Genomic DNA, 26,790 nt, shown 5'->3' with positions numbered 1-26,790 from the left:
CGGGCGCCGCAAGGGCGCCCGTTCGTTTTCATGCTTCCGTTGCCGGTGTCGTCGCCGCGCCGGCGGCGCGCGCTGTGTCGCGATCCTTCCACCAGCGGCTGAGGAAGAGCAGGATCGGACCGCCGATATAGATCGACGAGGTCGTGGCGACGACCACACCGAACAGCATCGGCCAGGCGAAGGGTTTCACCGTGTCGCCGCCCCAGATCGCCATCGGCAGCAGCGAGGCCGCGACGGCGACGGAGGTGAAGATGCATCGCATGACAACCTGGTTGATCGACAGGTCAATGAGGTCCGAGAAGGGCATCGACTTGTACTTGCGCAGGTTCTCGCGCATGCGGTCGTACACCACCACCTTGTCGTTGACCGAATAGCCGATCAGCGTCAGCACGGCGGCGATGGCCGTCAGGTTGAAGTCGATCTGCATCAGCGCGAAGAAACCGACCATCTTGGTGATGTCGAGGATCAGCGTCGCGATGGCGCCCACGGCGAAGTGCCATTCGAAGCGCCACCAGATGTAGATCAGGATCGCCAGCATGCCGAGGCCGACGGCCAGGAAGCCGGACCGGGCAAGCTCGGTGCTGACGGTCGGGCCGACCACTTCGGTGCGCTCGAAATTGGCGTCCGGGATCACTTCGGCAACGCCGTCTCGGACCTGCTGGAGGGCTGCGGTCTGCGCCTCCTCGCCGCCCGGCTGGCGCTGGACGCGCACGAGGACGGACGTGCCCTGGCCGAATTCCTGCAGGGCCACTTCACCGAGATTGAGGCCTTCCATCTTCTCGCGCAGCGGGGCGAGGTCGATCGGCGTCTTGGACGTCGCTTCGACCTGGATGCCGCCCACGAAGTCGATGCCGTAGTTGAGGCCCGGCGTGAAGAACAGGATGACCGAGCTGATCGAGATGAAGGCCGACATGGCGATGGCGATGTAGCGGCCACGCATGAAGGAGAAGCTCGGAATGCTCCAGACCTTGCCGAAGATCGAGTGGATGTCGATCCGCTTCATCTTGCGGCGGATCACCACCTCGCGCATCAAGAGGCGCACGAAGGTGATCGAGGTGAACATCGAGATCGCCAGGCCGATGATCATGGTGATGGCGAAGCCGCGCACCGGGCCGGAGCCGAACATGAAGAGCAGGATCATGCCGACCATGGTCGTCATGTTGCCGTCGACGATGGTCGCATAGGCCTTGTTGAAGCCGACGTCGAGCGCCTTCATGGCCCCCGCCCCGGCCGCCGTCTCCTCTCGGATACGGGCGTTGATCAGGATGTTGGCGTCAACGGCCATGCCGATGCCGAGGATGATGCCGGCGATGCCGGGCAAGGTGAGCGTCGAGCCGAGCAGGCCGAGCGTGCCGATGGTCAGTACCGTGTGCAGCACGAGGCCGAGATTGGCGATGAGGCCCCAGGAACCGTAGAGCACCTGCATCAGCACGACGACGGCGGCAAGACCGGCAAGGCCGGTATAGAGGCCCATGCGGATCGAGTCGGAGCCGAGGTTCGGGCCGACGGTGCGCTCCTCGATGATGGTGAGCGGCGCCGGCAGCGCGCCGGAGCGCAGCAGCGCCGAGAGAACGGTCGCCTCCTGCGGGTTGAAGTTGCCGGAAATCTGGCCCTGGCCGCCGATGATCGGCTCGCGGATGACCGGCGCCGTCAGCACCTTGCCGTCGAGCACGATGGCGAAGGGTTTGCCGACATTCGCCTGGGTGATTTCTGCGAACTGGCGCGCGCCCGTCGAATCGAAGCTGAACGAGACGATCGGCTCGTTCGTGCGCTGGTCGAAGCCGGCCTTGGCATCCGCAAGGCGATCGCCCGAGATGGCGACGCGCTCTTCCACGGCATATTTGCCGGCGTCGTTGGCGCCGGGCAGGATCATCACGCCACGCGGGGCGACGCCGTTCGGGTCCACGGTCTGGTCGACCATGTGGAAGCTCATCTGCGCGGTCGAGCCGAGCAACTGGCGCAGGCGCGTCGGGTCCTGCAGGCCGGGGAGCTGCACGAGGATGCGGTCCCCGCCGACGCGCTGGATCAGCGGTTCGGCAACGCCGACCTGGTCGACGCGGCGGCGGATGATCTCAAGGCTCTGCTCGACGGCGGCGGACATGCGCTCGTTGATGCCGGCTTCCGTCAGCGTGACGTTGATCAGGTTGCCGCTGGTGGCGACATCGATATCGGCGCTGCCGGCGGAAAAGCCGAGCGTCGTCGTCGGCGTCGCCAGCTTGCGCACTTCCGGCAGCACCTTGTCGAGCGTGGCCTGGTCGGGCAGCGTGATCGTCAGCGTCGTGCCGGCGAGGCGGGCGGCGGAGGCGCGCTCGCCGGCCGTGCGCAGGATGGCGCGGGAATCGTTCAGCAGCACGTCCATGCGCGCCTTGCGCAGCGCTGCGGAATCGACCTCCAGCACGAGATGCGAACCGCCCTTCAGGTCGAGGCCGAGGGTGACGGGATTGGCGGGCAGGTAGCGCCCGAATTTCGCCTGCTGCTCAGGCGTCAGCACGTTGGGCACGGCCGCGAGCACCCCGAAGAGGATGATCGCGATATAGACCAACAATGCCCATTTGGAGGTTTTCATGGGTCTGTTCCATCTAGACTGCCGGACGGGCGCGACGTGAAGCCGGCGCCGTCCGCGGGAATCGGAATTTCTAATGAATGGCGCGGCGTGCAAGGACGCCACAGGGCCTCAAGCGGAAAGCGCCGGGGGCGCGCGACTGCGGAAGGATGCCAGGCCCAGGCGGGCGGGCGCCGCATCGTCGACAGCGGCAAAGACCACCGCGGCGGCGGTCTCGAAGGGATAGAGCACGACACCGGCGCCCGGGGCGAGCGCCTTGCCGGCGGCATCGCCCTCCGGCAGGCCGCTCTTGGCCTTGGCGACCCGCCGCTCGGCATGGCCGCTTGCCGGGAGCCACATCTCGTCGCCGGAGGCCGAGAGCGGCGACGGCGCAACGCCGCCTTCGGCGGCGGCCCGCGGCGGATGGCCGGCGCCGTTCGCACTATCGGGCAGGGAAAACTGCGACAGGAACAGGGTGACGAGCAGCACGAGGAAGCCGACGGGCGCAAAACCCCGCTCCCAGATCGTCGCTTCTCTGCCGGTCCTCAACGTCATACCCGTCCGTTTCTTCAGGGCGGAGCGCCGCGCGAAGCAGGCTTCGCAGCAATGCCGATGGGGCGCCAAGAACCACTTACCATCGGCCAAGTCAAGTTTTGACGCCAACGCTTCCTTTACGCTTTAACGTTTCAGGCCTCACAATTCATGGATCGTGACGTCGGGGCAGGCCTTTTTCGCGAGATCGCAGAGATGCTCGTGATGGGTGAGGTAGATCACCTGCCCGCCCGTCGCCATCGCCCCCATCACCGTCAGGGCATTGAGCGCACGCCGGTCGTCGAAGGTCTCCATGATGTCGTCGGCGATGAAGGGCACGATCTCGCGGCTGGCGGCGATCTCGTGGTAGCCCGCCACGCGCAGCGCCAGATAGAGCTGGAAGCGCGTGCCCTTGGACAGGTCCTTCGCCAGCTTCGAGCCGCCGGACGCGGCATTGACGACGAGATATTCGCTGTCCTTTTCGAGGATCGTCGAAAGGCCGGTATATTCGCCCGCCGTGATGTCGCGGAACGTCCTCGACGCGCGCTCCATCATCGCGCTGCGGTGACGCTCGCGGTAGAGCCGCAGCGCCTGTTCGGCCGCCAGGATGCCGGCGCGCGTCGCCAGATAGCGCCGCGACTTCTCGGCAAGGTCGATCAGCACCGTGCGGCGCCGCTCCTCCAGCACCGCCGCCGCGTCGCTGCCGGCGACCTTCGCCAGCGCCTCCTCCGCCCGCGCCCGCAGCAGGTGCTGTTCCTGCACCGCGCGGTCGAGCTCTTCCAGCCGTGCGGAGAGGTCGTCCTTCTCCGCGGCAAGCTGGTCGTCGTCGACCGCCGAGAGCAGCGCCTCGGCCTCCTCGACCGTTTCCGTGCGCAGTTGCTGGGCAAGGTCGCGCCCGACATCGTGGACGCGCGCCAGGATCTCGTCGCGCTTGCGGTAGGCGTCGAGCATGAGGTCCGCCTCCGCGAGCGTGTCGCAGCCGAGGACGGCATAGACCTCCGAAAGCCGTGCGACGAGCACCGCGCGGCGCTCGTCCAGCGCCCTCTCCTCCTCGTCAAGGCGCAGCACTGCCTTGTCGATCGCCTCGCGCCGCTGGCGCACCGCCGTTGCCGCAGCGCGCCGCCGGCCGAAAGCCGCGACGGTGGAAAGCGGGTCCTCGGCGTCGAACGGCTCGGCAAGACGCTCGGCAAGACGGCGGGCATGGCCGGCGTAATCCTGCTGGTCGCGGCGCATGCCGGCGATCCGGTGATCGAACTCCCCGCGTCGTTCGACATTCTGGGCGAGCGCTTGCAACGCCGGAAGGAAGGCGGCGATGCGGTCCAGGGCGACGGGTGCCTCCTGCCTTGCGAGCCAGGTGCCGGCGATGTCCCGGTCCCATGCCGCCTGCCATGCCGCAAGCGCCGCCGTGGCGTCTTCCGCGGCCTTGCCGCGCATATCCGCATCGGCCTTCAGCCGGGCAAGCTGCGCGGCCGCGGCAAGCCGCCGGGCTTCCGTCGCCTTCCATGTTTCCAGCCGGTCCTCGGCAAGGAACAACGCCTCCTCGAACGGGCCATCCTCGGCCGGCGCTTCGCCAAGCAGCGCCGCCAGCCGCGCCAGCACGTCGCGCCTCTCCCTGTCGACGAGATCGGCTTCGACCGTACGCTGCGCGAGCCCGCCAAGCGCGTCCAGCGCCGCCGTCCGCCGCTCCAGCCAGCCGGCCATGTCCGCCAGCGCCGTTCCTTCGGGCAGGCCGAGGCGCGCGGCAAGCGAGGATACCTGCGCTTCGATGGCCGCCCGCGCCTCTGCCAGACGCGTCACCTCACCGCGCAGGGTTTCCAGCCGCGCCATGCCTTCCGCGACCGTCCGTTCCAGAAGGCGCAGGTCCGAAAGGCGGTCGGCATTGCGCAGGCGCGCATCCGAAGCCCGGTCGTCGTCGCGCATGGCCTGCTCGAAGGCGGCGGCGGAAGCCCTGTCGAGAATCCCGAGATGCGTCTGCCAGGCCGTTTCGCGCACGGCCCGCAGATGGCTCGCCTGCTCTTCGCCGGCGGCGCCGGTCGCCTTTTGCAGCGCCGCGAGCGTCGCGCGGGCGGAGGCGACGTCCAGTTCCAGCGCGGCAACCTGCTCCCGTTGACGATGCAGGGCCTCGTCGGCCGCGTCGTATCGTTTGCGCAGACCTTCGATTTCGGCCGGCGGCGGAACCGCCATGCCCTCGAGTGCCGCAGCGGTGCCGGACCAGGGAACGAGGCGGGCCATGGCGCCATCGGCATCCTGCCGTGCCAGCACGACGAGGCGCCGGGCCTCGCGAAGGCGCGCAGAAAGATCGCCGGACCGGGCGGTGCGCAGGGCGGCAGCGAGCCTTGATTGCAGTGCCGCATCCGCCTGCGCATCCTCCTCGGAAACGCTACCGGCCCCCTCGCCGGCGGCAGCGAGCGCGCGCTCCGCCTCGGCACGCTCGCGAAGCGCCGTCTCGGCGCGTTCGGCAAGCGTCGCCCGCCGCGACAGGAGGGATGAAAGCTTTTCGCCAAGCCCGGGAGGAAGCAGGACGCCGGCCGGGTCGGCATCCGCGGGCAGCCCGAGCGCGGCGAGGTTCGCCCCGATGGAAACGGCGACCCGGTCCCGCTCCGCCTCGCGGGAGGCAAGATCCATCGCCGCCGTGCGGAACCGGGCTTCGAGCGCGGAACCGGCCAGGGCCGTGATGTCGGCCTCCGCGGCCAGCACGGCCTCGTCCTCGGGCAGCGCCGCCAGTTCCTCGGCAAGATGCAGGCGCTCCGCCTCCATGCGCGCGGCGCGGGCGGCGATTTCCGCCTCCTCGCGCGCCAGTTCGCCGGAAAGCGACCGCCAGCCGGCCGGCGGCGATTCGCCGAGGTCGAAGGCGCCGAGTTCGGCGCGCAGCGCCCGCAGACGCCTGAGGTAGGGCAGCGCGGAGAGGCTGCGCTCGACCTGCGCCAGCGCGGCGCGCACCTCGGTCCGGGCGGCGGTCATCTCGCCGTGCCGCCCGGCGGCGGCATCGCGCTCGCGCACCAGCAGGCCGTAGTCGCGGGCGGCGACGTCGAGCGCCTTGCGCTCGGACGCCAATGCCTCGATATCCGCCTTGAGGGCCGAAAGCCCGTGCTTGCGGCCGGAGGGGCGGTAGAATTCGTCGGCCTCCGCCTTCAGCGCCGCAAGGCCCGTGGCCATGTCGGAAAGGCCGGAGCTGGCGGAAAAGAGCATCGCCCCGAGCTCGCCCTCGCTCTTCAGGATGTCCTCGCCGCCTTTCTCGATGCTCTCGTCGTCGAGCGAGAACATGGTGCGATAGGCATTGCGGTCCATGCCGCCGAGCACGGCGGCAAAGAGCGTCTCCGGCAGGGGCCGGTCGTCGGCGGAAACGAGCGAGGCCTGGTTGCGCTTCAGGCGATAGGCCTCGTGACGCTCGGCCCCGACGGAGAACTGCCCGCCGACGCGCATCAGGGCATAGGGATGCAGGAAGCCGTAGGCGCTGGATTTCTCGATGCCGAAGAGCAGATCGAGATAGGCGGAGAAGAGCGTCGACTTGCCCGCCTCGTTGGGGCCGTAGACGAGATGGAAATCCGGCTTGCCCGGCATGGCCGTGCCGAAATCGAGGCTGCGGTCGGTGAATTTCCCGTAACGGACGAGGTCCAGGCGATCGAGACGCATCGGCTATGCCCCCGCGTTTTCGCCGCCGAGGCGGGCAAGGACGGCATCGGCGCCCTGGAGGGCGAGGTCGTGGAGCAGGGCTTCCTCCGCCGCCTCGTCCGCCGCCAGCAGGCCGCGCGCCTCCTTGGGGAGCTGGCGCAGGAGATCGGCCAGCGTCTCGCGCAGTTCCTCCCGGTAGGCGTGGTTGCCGACGACATCCTCGCGCACCAGGCGCGACAACTCGGCGAGCGGGCCGGCATCGGCGCCCGCCGCCGCCAGCGGCGCGGAGACGGCAAGCTCCACCGCCTCGATCCAGCATTCGCCGAGCGAAGCGGCAAGGTTCTGCAATTCGGCGGTCAAGAGGTCCTCGTCGCGGCGCAGGCGCCAGGCGAGCGGCGTGGCGCCGGCAAGGGCGAGGCGCGCGACGAGATGGGCGCCGCCCGCCTCCGCCCGCGCCTCTGCCAGCACGGCTTCGGCGCGGTCGAGCATGCCATGCCAGTCGTCGATGCCGGAGAGATCGACGGAAAGCCGCTCGAACAGCGCGACGGCAACCGGATGCGCGGCGCAGGTGATCGTGCCGTCGTCCTCGACGGTGGCGAGTGTCACGCTCTTCGGCCCGCCCTCGTTGATGTCGCGGCCCTGCGGATTGCCGGGCATGACGATCCACGGCTTTTCGAGATGCACCCGGCGCTGGTGGATATGGCCGAGCGCCCAGTAGTCGAAGCCGTGCGCGGCAAGATCGGCTATGCCGACGGGCGCATAGGGATCGTGGCGGCTCGCGCCGGCAAGGCTGGTGTGCATGAGGCCGATATTGACGGCGTCCGGCACCGGTGCGCGGAAGCCCGGCAGCAGCGAGGCCGGGGCATGGGGATGGGCAAAGCTGATGCCGTGCACGTGGATTTCACGGCCGCTCGCCAACATGCCGGCCCTCACCGGCTTCCCGCGGCCGTCGAAGACGTGCACGTTCGGCGGAAAGGTCAGTTCGCGGGTGATCTGCGACTGGGCGTCGTGATTGCCGCGAATGAGGAAGACGCGGATGCCGGCCGCCTCCAGCCGGCGCATCTGCTCCATCAGGAAGAGCGCCGTCGCCATGGAGGTCTGCGAGCCGTCGTAGAGATCGCCGGCGATGATGAGCGCGTCGACGGCCTCCGTGATCGCAAGATCGACGATGCGCTCCAGCGCCTTGCGCGTCGCCCCACGCACCAGTTCGCCAAGCTCGGCATTGCGCAAAGCGAGCGATGTCAGGGGCGAATCGAGATGGAGATCGGCGGTGTGGATGAAGCGGAACGGCATGGTCGGACAATCGCTTTCCCCTTCCGCCGGGTCAATGCTTGGCGCTTCCTCGACAGGGTTATGCAGGAGAGAAATCGTCCCGCCCGGAAAAATCCGGAAAAGGGCGGAAATAACGTCGCTTGCCTGACCGTTCGCATTTACAGAGATCGTTCAATATATATGATCAAATTATCCGAAAAACTTCGTGATCATTTGACATGGTCCCTCATAATACCTATATTTCCCCTCATGAGTAGCACGATAGAAATCTCCCAGGGCATGTTCAAACTCTACCATCAGGTGAGTCGCCTGGTGAACGAGTGCATGATGGACGAAGGCGTGTCGCTTGCCCGCAGCAAGTTCCTGCTTCTTCTGGAATGTCAGGGCCCGCAGCGCTCGACGGACATCGCCTGCGCGCTCGGTTTCGCGCCCCGCACGGTGACGGAAGCGATCGACGGGCTGGAGCGCGACAAGCTCGTCAAGCGCGAGCCGGACCCGAAGGACCGCCGTGCCAAGATCGTCTCGATCACGGATATGGGCCGCACGGTGATCTCCGCCGCCCAGCAGCCGCAGCACAAGACGATCGAGGCGATCTTCGCGGTGCTGACCGAAGACCAGAAGCAGCACCTCAAGGAAATCGTCCGCTGCCTCAGCGAGAAGACCGAAGAATTGCAGCGGGAACGGGACAAGGCCGAGAGCGGCAGCGATACGGCGCCCGTGCGACCCTTGCGCGCCATCGGCTGAGCCGGGCGGCAATGACGAACAAAAAGGCCGGGATCCTGCGATCCCGGCCTTTTTCGTTTGAAGCGTTCGGCAGCCGGCTCCTCGTCCCGCTGCCTTCTCCCCGCTGGCGGGGGAGAAGGTTGGAGCAACGAGCCGTGACGCGGCCAGCTTACATGGCGTTCATCGGGCCGATGCCGAAGAACAGCGTCTCGCCGGAGGAATCGTCGACGCCGTCATTGTCGGTCACGACGAAGCCGTTGCCGGCGGCGTCGATGGCAAAGCCTTCGACCTTGTCGACGACGAAACCGTTGGTGGCGGCCTTGAGGTCCGGGATGAGGTCGCGAACCTCTTCCTTCCTGACGACGGGCAGTTCGCCGCCGAGCGCGGCCGGCTTCAGGTCCGCGAGCGCCACGCGGTAGAGCTTCTTCAGCCTGGCGGCCTGGCCGATCAGGTTGTCACGCTCGATGATGTAGGCATGGTCGCCGTGGACGGTGATTTCGGAAAGGCCGACCCAGCCGCTTTCCGTCTTTTCGAGCGGGTAGCGCACGGCGCCCCATTCCTTCGAGGAGGGCTTGTAGGAGACGAGCTTCACGAAACCCTTCTCGTCGTCGCCCCATTCGCGCTGCATGGCCATCCACAGCACCTTGTCATCGCCTTCGCCGACACTGGTGATGCCTTCGAAGCCGAACCGCGTCTCGCCGGCGCGCAGCGCGGCGGGAATGGCGATTTCCTTCTGGATCTCGCCCTTTTCGTCCACATGGAGGATGGCGTGGCTGACGAGCTTGTCGGCATCGCCTTCATTGGCGAGCCAGAAGCCGCCCTCACCATCCGGCGTCAGGCCTTCGCTGTCGAGCTTCTGGGCGGCAGCGCCGCCCCGGGTGATGCGCAGCGCATCGACGATCCTCGCCGGCTTCGCGGTGGCGTCGATCGTGAAGATCGTCGGCTGCAAGGCGTAGAAGGAATCGTTGACGGCATAGAGCATGCCCGGCTTGTCCTTGACCGGGGCGAGACCCGAGAGGGCGCCGAAGCCGATCAGTTCGCCGTCCTTGTCGTTGGAGACGATCTGCGGATAGGCAGCCTCCCCTTCCGCACGCTCGTAGATCATGACGTGTGAACGGGCGCCACCGCCCTCGACGAGGTCGGTTTCGTTGGCGGTCACGAAGAGGTTGCGGCTCGGGATCGCGACGGCGCCTTCCGGGCCGACGCCCGAGGGCAGCAACTGGAGAAGCTCGGGCTCGCCGCCGGTATCCTTGTAGACACCGACGATCGAGGCGCGCTCGGCCAGAACGAAGAACAGGTTGTCGTCGCCGAATTTCGCGGCCTCCATGCCTTCCGGCTCGATGCCCTTCTTGTTGCGCTTGTCCGGGTAGTGGCCGATCCTGGCGATCTCGCGCTCAAAGCCGGCGCCGTTCTCGTAGAGAACCTTGCCCTGCTTGTCGAAGATGGTGAAGCCGCGCGCGCCGCCCTTCCAGTCGCCTTCATTGGCGACGACCAGGCGGTTGTCGTCCAGCCACTTCACGGCGTCGGGCTCGCGGGCGACATCCTTCATCTCGCCGGTGAACTTGAGCGCACCGTCCTTCTTCGTGTCGATGCCTTCGAGGCTGACCGTGCCGGCGGAGAAATGGTTCTTCACCGTGCCCGTCTTGCCGTCGATGATGACGATGTGGTTGTTTTCCTGCAGCGTCAGGGCCACTTCGTCGAGGCTGTTGAAGTCGACGAACTCCGGTTCCGGGTCGTCGCCGGCGACATCGGCAAGGCCGGTCAGCGTGATATGCTTGATCGAGCCGCAATCGACGATGCCGTCCTTGAGGGAGAGCAGCACGAGATCGCCGGCCGGCATCTGCGGGATGGCGCCGTCATTGACCTCCTCGTCGCGCTCGTTCTCGATGGCGATGGCGGCGATCGTCCTGTCCTTGTTGAGGGCGATCGAATCCGGCTGGCCGCCGAGATCGCAGGTCGCATCGATGGCCTTGGAGGCGAGATCGACCTGGGCGAGGACGCCCGACGGCTTCACGAAGCTCTCGCGCGTGTTGATCGCGACGAGCGCCTTGCCGGCCGCGATGGTGACCGAGGTCGGCTCGCCCTCGAAGGAAAGGGAGCCGCCGGCCTTCGGGGCCCTGGCGTCCGATATGTCGATGAAGCCGATCGCCTTGTTCGGGCTGTCGGAATAGACGAGCGTGTTGCCGTCTTCGGAAGCGGTGATGATTTCGGACGAGGTCGGCGTCGCCTTGTCCACGCCCTCGGGCAGGTTGTCGGCGACGGCGAAGGACGCAATACGATTGAATACAGGCTCGGCGCTGGCGGCGGAAGCCACCGATGCGGCGAGAACCGCGGCGAGCGCGGCGGTGATCGAACGGGTTTTCATGAAATCCTCCGGGATCCGGTCAAAAGGAACCCGGCGGTTCTGAGGCTTTCCTGTTACAGGCCGATGACAATTCGGCAACAGGCGGAGCCCTTCCCCCATGCAAATAAAAGGGGGCCCGGAAGAACCGGACCCCGACCCTGAACTTCAGGTTTGGCGGCGGAGTGGATAACCGCTCTGCCCGAACCAAGGATCAGCCGTTGACGGCGTCCTTCAGGCCCTTGCCGGCCGAGAACTTCGGCACGTTGCGTGCCGGAATCTCGATCTCGGCGCCGGTCGAGAGGTTGCGGCCCTTCGAAGCTTCACGGCGCGATACGGAGAAATTGCCGAAACCGACGAGACGAACGTCGCCGCCGTTCTTGAGTTCGCCCTGGATCGTCTCGAAAACGGCGTCGACAGCAGATGCTGCGTCCGTCTTGGAGAGGCCAGACTTCTCAGCCACTGCGGATACGAGTTCATTCTTGTTCATGTTTCCACCCCTTTCATACGGTTTGAAACGACTCATACAAGTCGGGGGCAGAATACGCATCGCCCCTCGCCTCGCAAGAAAATTTCGCCGCAAAACCCTGAGAATCCGGGCTTTACACACGTTTTTCAACGAAAAAGACCGGCCGAAAGGCCGGTCTTTTCCCGTTTCGCTCCAAAATGCCGGGTGTGCCACCCGGCGCTAAGGCTCAATGCGCGATCGCGCCGGTGCCCTCGTCGGTCGATTCGACCGCCGGAACCTTGGCATCCTCGACCGTGCCGTCCCACTCGATCGGCTCCGGCCGGCGGACCAGCGCATGCTTGATCACCTCGCCCATGCGCGAGACCGGAACGATCTCCATGTTGTTCTTCACATTGTCCGGAATGTCCGCCAGGTCCTTGGCGTTCTCTTCCGGGATCAGCACCTTCTTGATGCCGCCGCGAAGTGCCGCGAGCAGCTTTTCCTTCAGGCCGCCGATCGGCAGCACCCGGCCGCGCAGCGTCACCTCGCCCGTCATCGCGATATCCTTCGAGACCGGGATGCCGGTCATGATGGAGACGATGGCGGTCGCCATGGCGATGCCGGCCGACGGGCCGTCCTTCGGCGTCGCGCCTTCCGGCACGTGCACGTGGATGTCCGTCTTGTCGAAGCGCGGCGGCTCGATGCCGAAATCGACGGCACGCGAGCGGACATAGGAGGCCGCCGCCGAGATCGATTCCTTCATCACGTCCTTCAGGTTGCCGGTCACCGTCATGCGGCCCTTGCCACCCGGCAGGCTGACGCCTTCGATGGTGAGCAGCTCGCCGCCGACTTCCGTCCAGGCAAGGCCCGTGACGACGCCGACCTGATCCTCGCGCTCGGCTTCGCCGTGGCGGAAGCGCGGAACGCCGAGGAAGTCATGGATGTTGTCCGCCGTGACCTCGACCGTCTTCGACTTGCCCTTGATGATCTCGGTGACCGCCTTGCGGGCGAGCTTCATCAGTTCACGCTCGAAGTTACGGACGCCCGCCTCGCGGGTGTACTGCTGGATGACCGCCATCAGCGCGCCGTCGGTGACCGAGAATTCCTTCGGCTGCAGCGCGTGGTCGCGGATCGCCTTGGGCAGCAGGTGCCGTTTGGCGATCTCCAGCTTTTCCTCTTCCGTGTAGCCGGCGATGCGGATCACTTCCATGCGGTCCATCAGGGGCGCGGGAATGTTCAGCGTGTTCGCCGTCGTCACGAACATGACGTTGGACAGGTCGTATTCGACTTCCAGGTAGTGGTCCATGAAGGTCGAGTTCTGTTCCGGATCCAGCACCTCCAGCAGGGCCGAGGACGGGTCGCCGCGGAAATCCATGCCCATCTTGTCGATCTCGTCGAGCAGGAAGAGCGGGTTGGACTTCTTCGCCTTCTTCATCGACTGGATGACCTTGCCGGGCATCGAGCCGATATAGGTGCGGCGGTGACCGCGGATCTCGGCCTCGTCGCGCACGCCGCCGAGCGCCATGCGGATGTACTCACGGCCGGTCGCCTTGGCGATCGATTTCGCAAGCGAGGTCTTGCCGACGCCCGGAGGGCCGACGAGGCACAGGATCGGGCCCTTGATCTTGGTCGAGCGGGCCTGCACGGCGAGATATTCGACGATGCGCTCCTTGACCTTGTCGAGGCCGAAATGATCCTCGTCGAGGATCTTCTCCGCGGCGTTGAGGTCGGTCTTGATCTTCGACTTCTTGCCCCACGGAATGCCCGTCAGCCAGTCGAGATAGTTGCGCACGACGGTGGCTTCCGCCGACATCGGGCTCATCTGGCGCAGCTTCTTCAATTCGGCATCCGCCTTCTCGCGGGCCTCCTTGGAGAGCTTGGCCTTGGCGATCTTTTCTTCCAGTTCGGCCATCTCGTCGCGGCCGTCCTCGCCGTCGCCGAGCTCCTTCTGGATCGCCTTCATCTGTTCGTTGAGGTAGTATTCGCGCTGGGTCTTCTCCATCTGGCGCTTGACACGCGAGCGGATGCGCTTTTCGACCTGCAGGACGGAAATCTCGCCTTCCATGAAGCCGAGCGCCTTTTCAAGGCGCAGCTTGACGCTGGTCGTCTCCAGCATCTCCTGCTTTTCGACGATCTTGATGGAAAGGTGCGAAGCGACGGTGTCGGCGAGCTTCGAGTAATCCTCGATCTGGCTCGCAGCGCCGACGACTTCCGGCGAAATCTTCTTGTTGAGCTTCACATAGTTTTCGAACTCGGAGACGACCGAGCGCGACAGCGCCTCGATCTCCACCGGGTCCTCTTCGGGCTCGGCCAGCACATGGGCCATCGCCTCGTAGAATTCCTCGCGGTCCGTGTAGCCGTCGATCTCGGCGCGCGCGCGGCCTTCGACCAGCACCTTGACGGTGCCGTCGGGCAGCTTGAGGAGCTGGAGCACGTTGGCGACGGTGCCGATGCGGTAGATGGCGTCGACTTCCGGGTCGTCATCGGAAGCGTTGATCTGGGTGGCAAGCATGATCTGCTTGTCGGTGCCCATCACCTCTTCCAGGGCGCGGATCGACTTCTCGCGGCCGACGAACAGCGGGACGATCATGTGCGGGAACACCACGATGTCGCGCAGGGGCAGGACCGGGAAGGCCGTGGAGTCGTGCGACGCAGACGTCTTTTTCGTCATGTCATTTCCTTTCAAACGTCCCGTTTCCGGGAACCGGTCCATTCGGCGCTTGGGGTGCCGGGCCGGCGATCTTTTCCATCCACAAGTGGCGTGCGGTTAACACATTTTCAAGCCCGGTTGCAGAGTGCCCCACTCCACGACGGACAAGCGAACCAGCGACAGGAAGTGTAGTCTTCCGCGCTGTCGCGGAACTTGCGGCCTTCCCCCGACGGGACCGCCGGAGCATACACAGCACAGAATCGACGCCTTCCATTCTGGCCCGGCGCAGACCGTTTCGCAACGGCTCGACGAAGCAGCGGAAGCCTGCCCATCATGCCCCTTCCCGCGGCACGCGACCAGTCACGAAATGTCACCAGGTGCCTCAAACGAAAAGACCCGCCGGCGGCGGGTCCTTCCTGAACAGGTCCGGCACGATCAGGCCGAAACGTTGGCCTTCTCGTCGGAACGCTCCGAATAGATGTAGAGCGGACGGGCCGAGCCCTTGACCACCTCGTCGGAGATGACGACCTCGCGCACGCCCTCCAGCGTCGGCAGTTCGAACATCGTGTCGAGCAGGATCTTCTCCATGATCGAGCGCAGGCCGCGTGCGCCGGTCTTGCGGACGATCGCCTTGCGGGCGATCTCGCGCAGCGCGTCCTCGTGGAAGGTCAGTTCCACGTCTTCCATCTCGAACAGGCGCTGGTACTGCTTGACGAGCGCGTTCTTCGGCTCCGACAGGATCTGGATCAGCGCGTCCTCGTCGAGGTCCTCCAGCGTCGCCAGGACCGGCAGGCGACCGATGAATTCCGGGATGAGGCCGAACTTCACCAGGTCTTCCGGCTCCAGCTCGCGCAGCACCTCGCCGACGCGGCGGTCTTCCGGTGCACGCACCGTCGCGCCGAAGCCGATCGAGGTCTTCTCGCCGCGGGCGGAGATGATCTTGTCGAGGCCGGCAAAGGCGCCGCCGCAGATGAACAGGATGTTCGTCGTGTCGACCTGCAGGAATTCCTGCTGCGGATGCTTGCGGCCACCCTGCGGCGGTACGGAAGCAACCGTGCCTTCCATGATCTTCAGAAGCGCCTGCTGCACGCCCTCGCCCGACACGTCCCGGGTGATGGACGGGTTGTCGGACTTGCGCGAGATCTTGTCGACCTCGTCGATATAGACGATGCCGCGTTGGGCGCGCTCGACATTGTAGTCGGCGGCCTGAAGCAGCTTCAGGATGATGTTCTCCACGTCCTCGCCGACGTAACCGGCTTCGGTCAGCGTCGTGGCGTCGGCCATGGTGAAGGGCACGTCGATGATGCGGGCGAGCGTCTGGGCGAGATAGGTCTTGCCGCAGCCGGTCGGGCCGACCAGCATGATGTTCGACTTCGCCAGTTCCACGTCCGAGCCCTTGGCGGCATGCGCCAGGCGCTTGTAGTGGTTGTGCACCGCGACCGACAGGATGCGTTTCGCCTGCTGCTGGCCGATGACGTATTCGTCGAGGACCTTGATGATATCCTGGGGCGTGGGAACGCCGTCGCGGGATTTCACCATCGAGGTCTTGTTCTCCTCGCGGATGATGTCCATGCACAATTCGACGCATTCATCGCAGATGAACACCGTCGGTCCGGCAATCAGTTTGCGGACCTCGTGCTGGCTCTTGCCGCAGAAGGAGCAGTAGAGGGTATTCTTGGAGTCGCCGCCGTTGCTGCCGCTGACCTTGCTCATATCACTTTCCTTCCAGCACGCCGTTCATCTCCCGGAAGATGGCCGGACAACTCAAACCGCCTTTGCCGGAGCCGCTCGCGCTTTCCTTCAAAGGCTCCAGGGGTACTGACCGGACAGGGCATCGCCCAAAACCGGTGGCAACGAATCCCCCACCGAAATACCAAATGCTAGGCCGTCACACATCAACATAGCATTAACGACCAATATTACCGGCTTTGCGGTGCGGATAAAGCCCCGTGACCCTTACAAATGTGTCACAATAGCTTCATCCGCGGCAAAACCATGACATTACACGCTTTCTGCGCCCTCGATCGCCTCGCGGCTCGTGATGACGCGATCGACGAGACCCCATTCCTTCGCCTCGTCGGCACTCATGAAATGGTCACGGTCGAGCGTCTGTTCCACTTCCTCGTAGGTGCGGCCGCAGTGCTTGACATAGACCTCGTTCAGCTTGCGCTTCATCTTGAGGATGTCCTTGGCGTGGCGCTCGATGTCCGATGCCTGGCCCTGGAAGCCGCCCGAGGGCTGGTGCACCATGATGCGGGCGTTCGGTGTCGCAAAGCGCATGTCCTTGTGGCCGGCGGCCAGCAGCAGCGAGCCCATCGACGCGGCCTGGCCGATGCAGAGCGTCGAGACGGCCGGCTTGATGAACTGCATCGTGTCGTAGATCGCCATGCCCGAGGTGACGACGCCACCCGGCGAATTGATGTAGAGCGCGATTTCCTTCTTCGGGTTTTCCGCTTCGAGGAAGAGGAGCTGCGCGCAGACGAGCGTGGCGATGTGATCCTCGACGGGACCCGTCAGGAAGATGATGCGCTCCTTCAGGAGGCGCGAATAGATGTCGTAGGAACGCTCGCCGCGGTTGGTCTGCTCGACGACCATCGGCACCAGAGCCATGGCGGTATCTACGGGATTTCTCATGTCAATCCTTCATCGGTGTGGCCCTGAAACCCCGCGCCAAGCGTTGGGAATCAGCAAGTTTCATCTTCCCTACATAGAGTGTCAGGGTGGCGGACTTCAAGACAGATGCGCGTTTTGCGGCGCTCTATGCGAGAATGCAGTTAACTCACGCAACGGGTGGCGGCGATTTCCACAACCGAACCGCCGGCAGGGTGAAGGAAGGATGAATCCCGATCCGCGCCTTGCCTCCCCCCGGCGATTGTCTGCACTATATCCTTCTCCAGCGGAGGCAGCCATGATGAAACGATCCCTCGTCGCCCTCGGGCTTCTTTTCCTGACATCGGCCGGGGCGTCCGCCCAGCAGGCCTCCGACAGCGTCGCGCCCGAGCGCGCGACAGGCCTCGCGGCGGCGAAGGTCGTCACCGCGAAGACCCATATGGTGGCGGCCGCCCATCCGCTTGCGGCCGAGGCCGGCGAAAGGATCCTCGCCGGCGGCGGCAGCGCGATCGACGCCATGATCGCCGTGCAGACCGTGCTCGGCCTCGTCGAGCCGCAATCCTCCGGTCTCGGCGGCGGCGCCTTCCTCGTCTACTACGATGCCGGAACGGGCCGCCTCACCACGCTTGACGGCCGCGAGACGGCGCCGATGGAGGCGACGCCCAAACTCTTCCTCGACGACAAGGGCGCGCCGATGCAGTTCTTCGACGCCGTCGTCGGCGGGCGCTCGGTCGGCACGCCGGGCACCGTCATGCTGATGCAGGAGGCGCACAACCGCTGGGGCCAGACACCCTGGCAGGACCTTTTTGCGCCGGCGGAAAAACTCGCCCGCGACGGCTTTGCCGTCTCGCCGCGCCTTGCCGGTCTCGTCGCCGCGGAGGGCGACCGGCTGAAGACCTTCGAGGCGACCACCGCCTACTTCTTCGGCGCCGACGGCGCGCCGCTGAAGGCCGGCAGCATCCTCAGGAATCCGGCCTATGCCGAGACGCTCTCCGCCATCGCCAGAGGCGGCGCGGCGGCCTTCTATGGCGGCCCGATCGCCGAGGCGATCGTCGATACGGTGCGCACATCGGGAAGGAACGCCGGCGTGCTCTCGCTCGCCGATCTCGCCAACTACCAGGTGAAGGAGCGCCGGCCGGTCTGCGTCGCCTATCGCGCGCTCGACGTCTGCGGCATGGGGCCGCCCTCCTCCGGCGCGGTCGCCATCGGCCAGATGCTCGGCATGCTGGAGAATTTCGACCTCAAGGCGCTCGGCAGGGACAATCCGGAAAGCTGGCGGCTGATCGGCGACGCCCAGCGCCTCGCTTTCGCCGACCGCGAGCGTTACCTCGCCGACACGGATTTCGTGCCCGCCCCGATCAAGGGGCTTCTGGAGAAAACCTATCTCGGCGAGCGTGCAAGGCTGCTCGACGGCGACAGGGCGCTTGCCGACGACGCCGTGACAGCGGGCAAGCCGGAATGGGACCACGCCTTCAACTTCGGCCGCGACGCCGCGCTCGAACGGCCTTCCACCAGCCATTTCGTCATCGTCGACAAGGCGGGCAATGTCGTCTCGATGACGACCACCATCGAGAACGGCTTCGGCTCCCGGCTGATGACCGGCGGCTTCCTGCTCAACAACGAACTCACCGACTTCTCCTTCAAGACCCATGACGAGGGCCTGCCCGTCGCCAACCGCGTGGAGCCCGGAAAGCGCCCCCGTTCCTCCATGTCGCCGACCATCGTGCTGAAGGACGGCAAGCCCGTTCTGGCCATCGGCTCGCCCGGCGGCAGCCAGATCATCGGCTATGTCGCCCAGGCGCTGATCGCCCATATCGACTGGGGCATGGATGTCGGCGCGGTCGTCGCCATGCCGCACCTCGTCAACCGCTTCGGCCCCTACGACCTCGAAGCCGGAACGGACGCGGAAAAGCTCGCCGAACCGCTTAAGGCCCTCGGCTACGAGGTGAAGCTGAGCGAACTGAACTCCGGCCTGCACGCCATCACCCTCTCCGTCGACGGCCTCACCGGCGCTGCCGATCCGCGGCGAGAGGGCATTGCCATTGGAGAATAAGATCAGACGAGCCGGATCGGCCCCGGATAGGATGCCAGCCGTCGATCGGCAGTAAGCAGCAGAAGTCCCTCCGTTCGCGCCTGGGCGATAAGCATGCGGTCGAAGGGATCATTGTGAATGCCCGGAAGGTCCGCCACCGCGATTGCGTGAGCGGCGGCGATCGGCAGTTCCTCGTAGCCGCTTTCGATGAGACCGCGTCGCAGAAGCGATGCATCGACAGAGAAATCCTGCCGGTTCAAAGCCTGCTTGATCGCGACCTCCCAAATGCTCGCAGCGCTGAAGACCAGCACATTGTCCTGGTCGCCCATCAGCTTGACTGCTTCCGCGCTCAGGCGCTCGATCCCTTCGGCGGCCCAGATCAGGAGATGCGTGTCAATCAGCAGTCTCATTCTTCACCGCGGAACATCGTTTCGATCTCGTCCTGCCCCATCCTGTCGAAATCGTCGGGGATCCGCAGATGTCCCGAAAGGAATCCGAAGCGGCTCGGAGCCGGCTTCCTGACCGGCTCCTCCAGCGGCACGACCCGGACCATCGGCTTGCCCGCCTTGGCGATGACGAACGATTCTCCGTCCGCAGCCTGTTCGACAAGGCGCGAAAGATGGGTCTTCGCTTCGTGAATGTTGACGACACGCATGTTCGCCTCCTGTGGACTTAGTTCAATGAACTTAGTTTATTATCGCCGTTCAAGCAAATTCTGGTTTTCCTTTACGCCGGAATTCGTTACCGATGGGCCATGACGACGACACATCTCCCCTTCCTCTCCATCGATCCCGCCAGCCGCCGCGTCTCGCTCGACGGCCGCAATCCCGATTTCTACCGCGATCCGAACCCGGCATATGCGGCGCTGCATGCGCACTGTCCCACCTTCTGGTGGGAAGAGCAGAAGATGTGGTACTTCACCGGCTACGACCATGTGAACGGCCTCCTGCGCGACCGCCGCTTCGGCCGGCAGATCCTGCATGTGGCGACGCGCGAGGAGCTGGGCCTGCCGGAGCCGCAGGCGCATCTCGCCCATTTCGACGCCGCCGAAGCCTGGTCGCTGCTGGAGCTGGAGCCGCCGGAGCACACGCGGCTGCGCACCCTCGTCAACCGCGCCTTCGTCTCGCGCATGATCGAGAAGCTGACGCCGGAGATTTCCGCGCTCTGCCATGAGGCGATCGACCGGTTCGAGAAGAACGGGAAGGTCGAATTGCTTTCCGCCTTCGCCGACATCCTGCCGGTGACGATGATCGCCCGCATGATCGGCATTCCCGACGAGATGGGGCCGCAGCTCCTGAAATGGTCGCATGCCTATGTGCGCATGTACATGTTCGGCCGCACGCACGCGGACGAGATCGCGGCCGACAGGGCGGCCGAGGAATTCTCCGCCTATGTCCGCGGCGTCATCGCCGAGCGCCGGGCGGACCCGCGCGACGACCTGCTCTCGCACATGGTGCATACGGAGCACCGCGGCCAGCTCCTGACCGAGGACGAGCTGATCTCAACGACCATCGTGCTGCTCAATGCCGGCCACGAGGCGACAGTGCATCAGATCGGCAATGCGGTGCGCACCATCCTGGAAAACGGCGCCGACCCTTCGGTGCTCTTCGCCGACGGGAAGGCGACGGAGCGCACGGTCGAGGAATGCCTGCGCATCTCCGCGCCGGTGCACATCTTCGACCGTTTCGCGCTGGAGGATGTCGAACTCGACGGCATCCATTTCCGCCGCGGCGACAAGGTGGCGATGATCCTCGCGGCCGCCAATCTCGACCCGAGGAAATTCATCGATCCCCTCGTCTTCAAGCCGGACCGCGACGAGGGCGCCAACCTCTCCTTCGGCGCCGGCATCCACTTCTGCATCGGCGCCCCGCTCGCCCGGCTGGAGCTCAACATCGCCCTGCCGATCCTCTTCCAGCGCCTGCCGAACCTGCGGATCGCGAAGAAGCCCGTGGTGAAGGATGTCTATCACTTCCACGGGCTGGAGGCGCTGGAGCTGGAGTGGTGACGTCCTGGTAAAGTCCAAGGGCACACTTTTGTTGGAATTTCTAGACGCGGATGACGTAGTCTTTGCGAGTCGTTTCAACGACTTCCCAGGTTCCCTTGAAGCCGGGTCTCAGGATCAGGCGGTCGCCGGCCTTCAGGTGGGTGGTCTCGCCATTTTCCGAAACCACGATCGAGTGCCCCTCCAGGATGTGGAAATACTCCCACTCGTCGTACTGGATGCGCCATTTTCCCGGCGTCGACTGCCAGATGCCGGCATAGATGCCGCCGTCGGCCTCCTCGATGTTCCAGGTGGTGAAGACCGGGTCGCCCGCGATCAGCCGGTCGGCGGCTGGGCGGCCTTCCTCGGGCGTGATGCCGGAGACGTCGAAGGATTGCGCCTTGCTCATGCTGCTGTCCCTTTCCCGAAAGGAAACGGGCGGCTCGAAAGCCGCCCGGAGAGGTTCACGCCTTGGCCAGCGCCTGCTCGATATCCGCGATGATGTCGGCGACGTCCTCGATGCCGATCGACAGGCGCACGACGTCGGGGCCGGCGCCGGCGGCGACCTGCTGCTCCTCGCTGAGCTGGCGGTGGGTGGTCGAGGCCGGGTGAATGACGAGGGAGCGCGTGTCGCCGATATTGGCGAGGTGCGAGAGCATTTCCAGGCCCTCGACGAAGCGCTTGCCCGATTCGTAGCCGCCCTTGAGGCCGAAGGTGAAGACGGCACCGGCACCCTTGGGCGAATAGCGCTGCTGGGTGGCATGGTTCGGATCGTCCTCCAGGCCCGCATAGGTGACCCAGGAGATCTTGTCGTGGCCCTTCAGCCACTTGGCGACGGCGAGCGCATTGTCGCAATGGCGCTGCATCCTCAGCGGCAGGGTTTCGATGCCGGTCAGGATCTGGAAGGCGTTGAAGGGCGAGATGGCGGGGCCAAAATCGCGCAGGCCCAGCACGCGGCAGGCGATGGCGAAGGCGAAGTTGCCGAAGGTGGCATGCAGCACGATGCCGGCATATTCCGGCCGCGGCTCGGACAGCATCGGATATTTGCCGGAGGCCGTCCAGTCGAAGGTGCCGCCGTCGACGATGACGCCGCCCATGGAATTGCCATGGCCGCCCATGAACTTGGTCAGCGAATGCACGACGATGTCGGCGCCGTGCTCCAGCGGGCGCACGAGATAGGGCGTCGCCATGGTGTTGTCGACGATGAGCGGCAGGCCGTGGCGATGGGCGATCTCGGCGATACCCGCGATATCGACGAAGGTGCCGCCGGGGTTTGCCAGGCTCTCGATGAAGATCGCCTTGGTCTTGTCGTCGATCTGGCTTTCGAAGGAGGAGAGGTCGGCCGTATCGGCCCAGCGCACATGCCAGTCGAAGCTCTTGAAGGCATGGCCGAACTGGTTGATCGAGCCGCCATAGAGCCGGCGCGCGGCGATGAAATTGTCGCCCGGGCGCATGATCGTGTGGAAGACGAGGAGCTGGGCGGCATGGCCCGAGGCGACGGCGAGCGCCGCCGTGCCGCCTTCGAGCGCCGCCACGCGCTCTTCCAGCACCGCCTGGGTCGGGTTCATGATGCGGGTGTAGATGTTGCCGAAGGCCTGCAGGCCGAAGAGCGATGCGGCATGGTCCGTGTCGTTGAACACGAAGCTCGTGGTCTGGTAGATCGGCGTCGCGCGCGCGCCCGTCGTCGGATCCGGCTGGGCGCCGGCGTGGATGGCGAGCGTTGAAAATCCGGGCTTGTTCTTCGTCATGAAATGGCCTCCCTGGCTAAAGTCGGGCGCACTATTTCAGAGAGCTAAGAGCCGGTCAAAGAAAGATTTTCCGGAAAAAGCACGGGCGCGACAATCCGCGTTGCGCCGATGGCGGACCTTACGCGACGAGGCGGGGATATTCGATCGCCGGGCAGCGATCCATGACCACCTTGATGCCGGCCGCCTCCGCCCTCGCCGCCGCCGCGTCATGGCGCACCGAGAGCTGGCCCCAGATGACCCTCGGCAGCGGATTCAGCGCCAGCACCTCCTCGACGACCGACGGGAGCGCATCCGCCGCGCGGAAGACGTCGACCATGTCGATGGGTTCGACGATATCGGCAAGACGGGCGACGACCGGCTGGCCGAGGATTTCCTTGCCGGCCTGCCCGGGATTGACCGGGATGACGCGATAGCCCTTGCGCAGCAGGAACGCCATCACCCGATGGCTGGGGCGCTCCGGATTGGGCGAGGCGCCGACGAGCGCGATCAGCCTTGTCGAGCGCAGGATGTCGGCGATGTAATAGTCCGGATAGGAATCGTGGTTCATGCGGCTACCCCGTTTTGCTGCCGGAGAATTGGGGTAACGCTGCGTGAAGTCAATATGCGCGGCGCTCAGGAGGCCTTGAGCATCAGCACCGGATATTCCGTCACCGGGCAGCGATCCATGACCACCTGGATGCCGGCGGCCTCCGCCCGCGCGGCGGCGGCATCGTCGCGCACCGTGAACTGGCCCCAGAGCACGGAGGGAAGCGGATCGAGCGCCAGCACCTCGTCGACGACGGCAGAGAACTGGCTTGCCGCGCGAAAGACGTCGACCATGTCGATCGGCTCCGCGATATCGGCAAGATGCGCATAGACCTTCTGGCCGAGGATGGTCTTTCCGGCATGGCCGGGATTGACGGGGATGACATGATAGCCCTTGCCGAGCAGGAAGCCCATGACGCCATGGCTTGGCCGCGCGTCGTTCGGCGAGGCGCCGAGCACGGCGATCGTGTGCACGGATTTGAGAATGTGGCGGATGTAGCTGTCGGGATAGTGATCGTGGTTCATCGCTGCCTCCTCCGGCGTTCGCAACCGTCTCTCACATGTCTTCCTGCCCTCCAGGCTAACGCAGAACCTTAAAGAAGACGACCGCACCGGGACCGGCATTCGCGCGCCGATTGTGCCATTGTGGATCAGCTTCGGCCATTTTGCCGCAAAACCCGCCAGAATCCCGATTGCAAATCGGTGAAATTGCGCAGATGAAGGGCCGAGCCCCTCCCCCAATGGCCTGCCCCTCGAGGTCCCAGATTGCCGTTAGACGTTCTCTTTCTCGTGCTGTTCGGCGCGGCTCTTCATGCCGTCTGGAATGCCCTCGTCAAATCCGGCACGGACAAGTCGCTCGATGCGGCCATGGTCTCGCTCGGCGGCGGCATGGTCGGCCTTGCCTTCCTGCCGTTCGTCCCCATGCCCGATCCGGCGGCCTGGCCCTTCGTGCTCACCTCCGCCGTCCTGCAATTCGCCTATTTCCAGCTCGTGGCCGCCGCCTACCGGGCCGGCGATATCGGCCTCGTCTATCCGCTGATGCGCGGCGCCGCCCCCCTTCTTGTCGCCACGACGAGCGGCGTGGTCCTCGGCGAACACCTGACGCCGGGGGCGATGGCGGGCGTTCTCGTCATCTCCGTCGGCGTGCTGACGCTCGCCTTCGAATCGCGCCATGGCAGCCGCCGGGCCATCGCCTATGCGCTGGCGAACGCCGCCGTCATCGCCACCTATACTTTCGTCGACGGCGCCGGGGCGCGCGTTTCCGGCAATGCCGTCTCCTACACGCTGTGGATGTCGCTGCTGCCGCCGGTCCTGCTCTTCGGCTGGGCGGTCGTGCGGCGCGGCAGCAGGCCGGTCTGGACGCATGTGCGCCGCAACTGGGTGCGTGGCCTCCTCGGCGGCGCCGGCTCCATCGCCTCCTACGGCCTCGCCCTCTGGGCGATGACCAAGGCGCCGGTCGCCACCGTCGCGGCGCTGCGCGAAACCGCCATCCTCTTCGCCCTCCTCATCTCGGTCTTCATCCTCAAGGAGAAGGCCAGCATCTGGCGCTACATCGCCGGTGCGGTGATCGCGGCAGGCGTGCTGGTGCTGAAGCTGGCTTGAACGCTATGCGGCCGTCTGGGCCGGCAGGACTTCGCGCAATATCCTGTCACCGCTTTCACGCTGGGCGACCGCGAGATCATGCGCGGCCTGCAAGCCCAGCCAGAACTGCGGGTCGTTACCGAAATAGCGGCCCAGGCGAAGCGCCGTATCCGCGGAGATCCCGCGCTTGCCGTTCAATATTTCCGACACACGGCCGGAATTGATCCGCAGCGCGAGCGCAAGCGCGTTGCCGCTCATCTGTCGCGCTTCGAGTTCTTCCTTCAGGATCGAACCTGGATGAACCTCGAACATCCGCTTTCTCCTTCAATGATAGTCGACGATCTCGACATCGTAGGCATCGCCATTTTCGAAACGAAAACAAAGGCGCCAAGGCCCGTTGATCGTCATTGCCCATTGCCCCTTGCGGTCACCGGTCAATTTGTGAAGCCTGATCGAGCGCAAGGGCGATATGTCGTCCAGGCTTCGCGCGGCATTGAGGACATTCAAACGCGCCATCGCCCTTGCGACGTCGAGCCCGGAAAACCGCGACTTTCCCGTCTCAACAAACTGCCGTGTCGCCGTGTCCGCAATGGACTTGATCATTCGCTAAACATACTCCGCTTACCGAAATACGTCCAACGGAAACCTCATCTCCACTCCGGCATGCGCTTGCCGAGGAACGCGCCGATCCCCTCCTTCGCATCGTCGACGAGCATGTTGTCGACCATCGTCGCGACGGCGATGTCATAGGCTTCGGCAAGCGGCAGGCCGGCCTGGGCGCGGAAGGCTGCCTTGCCGATGCGCAGGGCCTGCGGCGACTTGGAGGCGATGACGGCGGCATATTTGTCGACGACCTGGCGCAGATACTGCTGCGGCACGATGCGGTTGACGAGGCCGAAATCCTTGGCGGTGGAGGCGTCGATCGTCTCGCCCGTCAGCAGCATCTCCATCGCCTGCTTGGGATGGGCGGCGCGGGTGACGGCGACCATCGGCGTCGAGCAGAACAGGCCGATATTGACGCCCGGCGTGCAGAAGGCGGAGGTGTCGGTGCAGATGGCAAGGTCGCAGCTCGCGACGAGCTGGCAGCCGGCGGCCGTGGCGAGTCCGTCGATCTCGGCGACGACCGGCTGCGGCAGCGCGGCGATCTTCAGCATGATATCCGCCGCCATGCGCATGGTCTTCTCGAAGAAGGCGCGCCCGCCGTCCGCATCGTCGCGACGGGCGGTCATCTCCTTGAGGTCGTGGCCGGCGGAAAACACCTTTCCGGTCGAGGCGAGCACGACGACGCGGATAGCCTCGTCGCCTGCGGCCGCATCCAGCGCCTCGCCGAGCGCCTCCATGACGGCGATGGAGAGAACATTGGCCGGCGGGTTGTTGAGCGTGATTCTGAGGATCGGCGCATGCCGTTCGACGCGCACCAGCCCGGCCGGCTCCTCTTTCCTGAACGACACCACATCCGCCATGATCGCCTCCCTTGTGAGCTTTCCCAGCGTCCTACGCTTCACCGCACCCCGTTTCAAGTTGGGCGACATAGACTTTGAGAGGGCTTGCCGACAGGCGCAAATCGGTCTGTAAACGCCAGGCAGGCGGAGGAGGAAACCATGAACCTGACCCCCATCATGGACCGGGACGCCCTGAACCGGTTCCTCGAAACCGATTTTCCGCAGATCCATACGGATGGAAAGGTTTTCGACGTGACCGATGTGGGGCCTGGCACGGTCGTCATGCGGCTCGCCCCGAACGAGCGGCATCTGCGCCCCGGCGGCACGGTCTCCGGCCCCACCCTGTTCGCGCTGGCCGATGTCGCGGCCTATTGCGTGGTGCTGGCGCATATCGGCCCCGTAGCGCTCGCCGTCACCACCAATCTCAACATCAACTTCCTGCGGAGGCCCGAACCCGGCCCCCTCACCTGCACCTGCCGGCTGCTCAAGCTCGGCAAGCGGCTGGCGGTGATCGAGGCGTCGATTTTCGGCGCGGATGGCGAGGATCTGGTGGCGCATGCGACCGCGACCTATTCGATTCCGCCGCGATAATTTGTGGTATTAAAATACCTCTTCACTAACACATTGTTTTTTCTATATTATCTTTGACACCCTCCGGATCGCGTCGCTTGACGTCCCATCGGCTCTCGCTTATAAGCCGCTCCAGATCGCGGTCCCCACGGGCCGCGTTCGATTTTTGGCACCCGCAAGGG

General features: G+C 65.3%; 23 protein-coding genes. 5 read left to right on the top strand and 18 right to left on the bottom strand.

The features are described from left to right. Positions 1 to 28 precede the first annotated feature (28 nt). From secD to shn_RS06885, 4 genes are all read right to left on the bottom strand, one after another. Entirely contained in the window at positions 29 to 2,566 is a 2,538-nt protein-coding gene (gene secD, locus shn_RS06900) for a protein translocase subunit SecD (RefSeq protein WP_064329754.1), read from the bottom strand. A 108-nt stretch (positions 2,567 to 2,674) separates the two neighbouring features. Continuing rightward, positions 2,675 to 3,097 carry a hypothetical protein gene (locus shn_RS06895; protein ID WP_064329753.1) on the bottom strand — a complete coding sequence of 141 codons (423 nt, stop codon included), beginning with the start codon at positions 3,095 to 3,097 and terminating at the stop codon, positions 2,675 to 2,677. 138 nt (positions 3,098 to 3,235) lie between these two features. Continuing rightward, positions 3,236 to 6,706, bottom strand: a complete 3,471-nt coding sequence (locus shn_RS06890) for an AAA family ATPase (RefSeq protein WP_064329752.1) — start codon at positions 6,704 to 6,706, stop codon at positions 3,236 to 3,238. A 3-nt stretch (positions 6,707 to 6,709) separates the two neighbouring features. Then, entirely contained in the window at positions 6,710 to 7,978 is a 1,269-nt protein-coding gene (locus tag shn_RS06885) for a DNA repair exonuclease (RefSeq protein ID WP_064329751.1), read from the bottom strand. Positions 7,979 to 8,236: 258 nt separating this feature from the next. On the opposite strand from shn_RS06885, the gene shn_RS06880 reads away from it, so the two are divergent. Continuing rightward, positions 8,237 to 8,701, top strand: coding sequence for a MarR family winged helix-turn-helix transcriptional regulator (locus tag shn_RS06880; RefSeq protein WP_245337376.1), 465 nt, complete (start codon positions 8,237 to 8,239; stop codon positions 8,699 to 8,701). Between the two features lie 148 nt (positions 8,702 to 8,849). Here shn_RS06880 and shn_RS06875 read toward each other — a convergent pair whose 3' ends face one another. The 5 genes from shn_RS06875 to clpP all read right to left on the bottom strand — a co-directional run bounded on the left by shn_RS06875 (position 8,850) and on the right by clpP (position 16,753). Then, complete coding sequence (locus shn_RS06875) at positions 8,850 to 11,045, bottom strand: esterase-like activity of phytase family protein (protein WP_064329749.1); 2,196 nt, start codon at positions 11,043 to 11,045, stop codon at positions 8,850 to 8,852. Positions 11,046 to 11,235: 190 nt separating this feature from the next. Further along, positions 11,236 to 11,511, bottom strand: a complete 276-nt coding sequence (gene hupB, locus shn_RS06870) for a DNA-binding protein HupB (protein ID WP_023516583.1) — start codon at positions 11,509 to 11,511, stop codon at positions 11,236 to 11,238. A gap of 205 nt (positions 11,512 to 11,716) precedes the next feature. Next, positions 11,717 to 14,140: an endopeptidase La gene (gene lon / locus shn_RS06865; protein WP_064329748.1), complete on the bottom strand. Its 2,424-nt coding sequence runs from the start codon at positions 14,138 to 14,140 to the stop codon at positions 11,717 to 11,719. Between the two features lie 414 nt (positions 14,141 to 14,554). Further along, positions 14,555 to 15,832, bottom strand: a complete 1,278-nt coding sequence (gene clpX, locus shn_RS06860) for an ATP-dependent Clp protease ATP-binding subunit ClpX (RefSeq protein ID WP_064329747.1) — start codon at positions 15,830 to 15,832, stop codon at positions 14,555 to 14,557. 288 nt (positions 15,833 to 16,120) lie between these two features. Continuing rightward, positions 16,121 to 16,753, bottom strand: a complete 633-nt coding sequence (gene clpP, locus shn_RS06855; protein WP_064329746.1) for an ATP-dependent Clp endopeptidase proteolytic subunit ClpP — start codon at positions 16,751 to 16,753, stop codon at positions 16,121 to 16,123. A gap of 274 nt (positions 16,754 to 17,027) precedes the next feature. Here clpP and ggt point away from each other — a divergent pair, with 274 nt between their 5' ends. Continuing rightward, the gene (ggt, locus tag shn_RS06850; RefSeq protein WP_064329745.1) at positions 17,028 to 18,782 is read left to right on the top strand and encodes a gamma-glutamyltransferase; all 1,755 of its coding nucleotides are present in this window, start codon (positions 17,028 to 17,030) and stop codon (positions 18,780 to 18,782) included. Positions 18,783 to 18,784: 2 nt separating this feature from the next. Here the strand turns inward: ggt and shn_RS06845 are convergent, their stop codons facing one another. Together shn_RS06845 and shn_RS06840 are read right to left on the bottom strand one after the other, a co-directional pair. Further along, on the bottom strand, positions 18,785 to 19,171 hold the full coding sequence (locus shn_RS06845) for a type II toxin-antitoxin system VapC family toxin (RefSeq protein WP_064329744.1): 387 nt from the start codon (positions 19,169 to 19,171) through the stop codon (positions 18,785 to 18,787). Beyond that, complete coding sequence (locus shn_RS06840) at positions 19,168 to 19,416, bottom strand: type II toxin-antitoxin system Phd/YefM family antitoxin (RefSeq protein ID WP_064329743.1); 249 nt, start codon at positions 19,414 to 19,416, stop codon at positions 19,168 to 19,170. Before shn_RS06840 ends, shn_RS06845 begins: the two co-directional genes overlap by 4 nt. A gap of 99 nt (positions 19,417 to 19,515) precedes the next feature. On the opposite strand from shn_RS06840, the gene shn_RS06835 reads away from it, so the two are divergent. Then, a complete protein-coding gene (locus shn_RS06835; RefSeq protein WP_064329742.1) occupies positions 19,516 to 20,766 on the top strand; it encodes a cytochrome P450 in 1,251 nt (416 codons plus the stop codon). Positions 20,767 to 20,806: 40 nt separating this feature from the next. On the opposite strand, the gene shn_RS06830 is transcribed toward shn_RS06835, so the two are convergent. The 4 genes from shn_RS06830 to shn_RS06815 form a co-directional block, all read right to left on the bottom strand. Next, positions 20,807 to 21,151, bottom strand: a complete 345-nt coding sequence (locus tag shn_RS06830) for a cupin domain-containing protein (RefSeq protein ID WP_064329741.1) — start codon at positions 21,149 to 21,151, stop codon at positions 20,807 to 20,809. Between the two features lie 55 nt (positions 21,152 to 21,206). Beyond that, positions 21,207 to 22,490 carry an O-acetylhomoserine aminocarboxypropyltransferase gene (locus tag shn_RS06825; RefSeq protein WP_064329740.1) on the bottom strand — a complete coding sequence of 428 codons (1,284 nt, stop codon included), beginning with the start codon at positions 22,488 to 22,490 and terminating at the stop codon, positions 21,207 to 21,209. 118 nt (positions 22,491 to 22,608) lie between these two features. Continuing rightward, positions 22,609 to 23,037 (bottom strand): CoA-binding protein, encoded by a 429-nt coding sequence (locus tag shn_RS06820; protein WP_064329739.1) that lies wholly within the window; start codon positions 23,035 to 23,037, stop codon positions 22,609 to 22,611. A gap of 65 nt (positions 23,038 to 23,102) precedes the next feature. Then, positions 23,103 to 23,540, bottom strand: coding sequence for a CoA-binding protein (locus shn_RS06815; protein ID WP_064329738.1), 438 nt, complete (start codon positions 23,538 to 23,540; stop codon positions 23,103 to 23,105). Positions 23,541 to 23,780: 240 nt separating this feature from the next. On the opposite strand from shn_RS06815, the gene shn_RS06810 reads away from it, so the two are divergent. Next, positions 23,781 to 24,617 (top strand): EamA family transporter, encoded by an 837-nt coding sequence (locus shn_RS06810; protein WP_064329737.1) that lies wholly within the window; start codon positions 23,781 to 23,783, stop codon positions 24,615 to 24,617. 3 nt (positions 24,618 to 24,620) lie between these two features. Here the strand turns inward: shn_RS06810 and shn_RS06805 are convergent, their stop codons facing one another. From shn_RS06805 to shn_RS06795, 3 genes are read right to left on the bottom strand one after another with little or no spacing between them, the layout of a single operon-like run. Then, a complete protein-coding gene (locus shn_RS06805) occupies positions 24,621 to 24,908 on the bottom strand; it encodes a HigA family addiction module antitoxin (RefSeq protein ID WP_064329736.1) in 288 nt (95 codons plus the stop codon). A gap of 12 nt (positions 24,909 to 24,920) precedes the next feature. After that, entirely contained in the window at positions 24,921 to 25,199 is a 279-nt protein-coding gene (locus shn_RS06800) for a type II toxin-antitoxin system RelE/ParE family toxin (RefSeq protein ID WP_064329735.1), read from the bottom strand. Between the two features lie 44 nt (positions 25,200 to 25,243). After that, positions 25,244 to 26,059: an enoyl-CoA hydratase gene (locus tag shn_RS06795; RefSeq protein WP_064329734.1), complete on the bottom strand. Its 816-nt coding sequence runs from the start codon at positions 26,057 to 26,059 to the stop codon at positions 25,244 to 25,246. Positions 26,060 to 26,197: 138 nt separating this feature from the next. Here shn_RS06795 and shn_RS06790 point away from each other — a divergent pair, with 138 nt between their 5' ends. Further along, positions 26,198 to 26,629 carry a PaaI family thioesterase gene (locus shn_RS06790; RefSeq protein WP_064329733.1) on the top strand — a complete coding sequence of 144 codons (432 nt, stop codon included), beginning with the start codon at positions 26,198 to 26,200 and terminating at the stop codon, positions 26,627 to 26,629. Positions 26,630 to 26,790: the final 161 nt, after the last annotated feature.

Origin of the sequence: Shinella sp. HZN7 (genome assembly GCF_001652565.1) — a bacterium.
GTDB classification, from domain to species: Bacteria; Pseudomonadota; Alphaproteobacteria; order Rhizobiales; family Rhizobiaceae; genus Shinella; species Shinella granuli.
The sequence above is the reverse complement of the archived record's forward strand: the minus strand, read 5'-3'. Positions and strand labels throughout refer to the sequence as shown.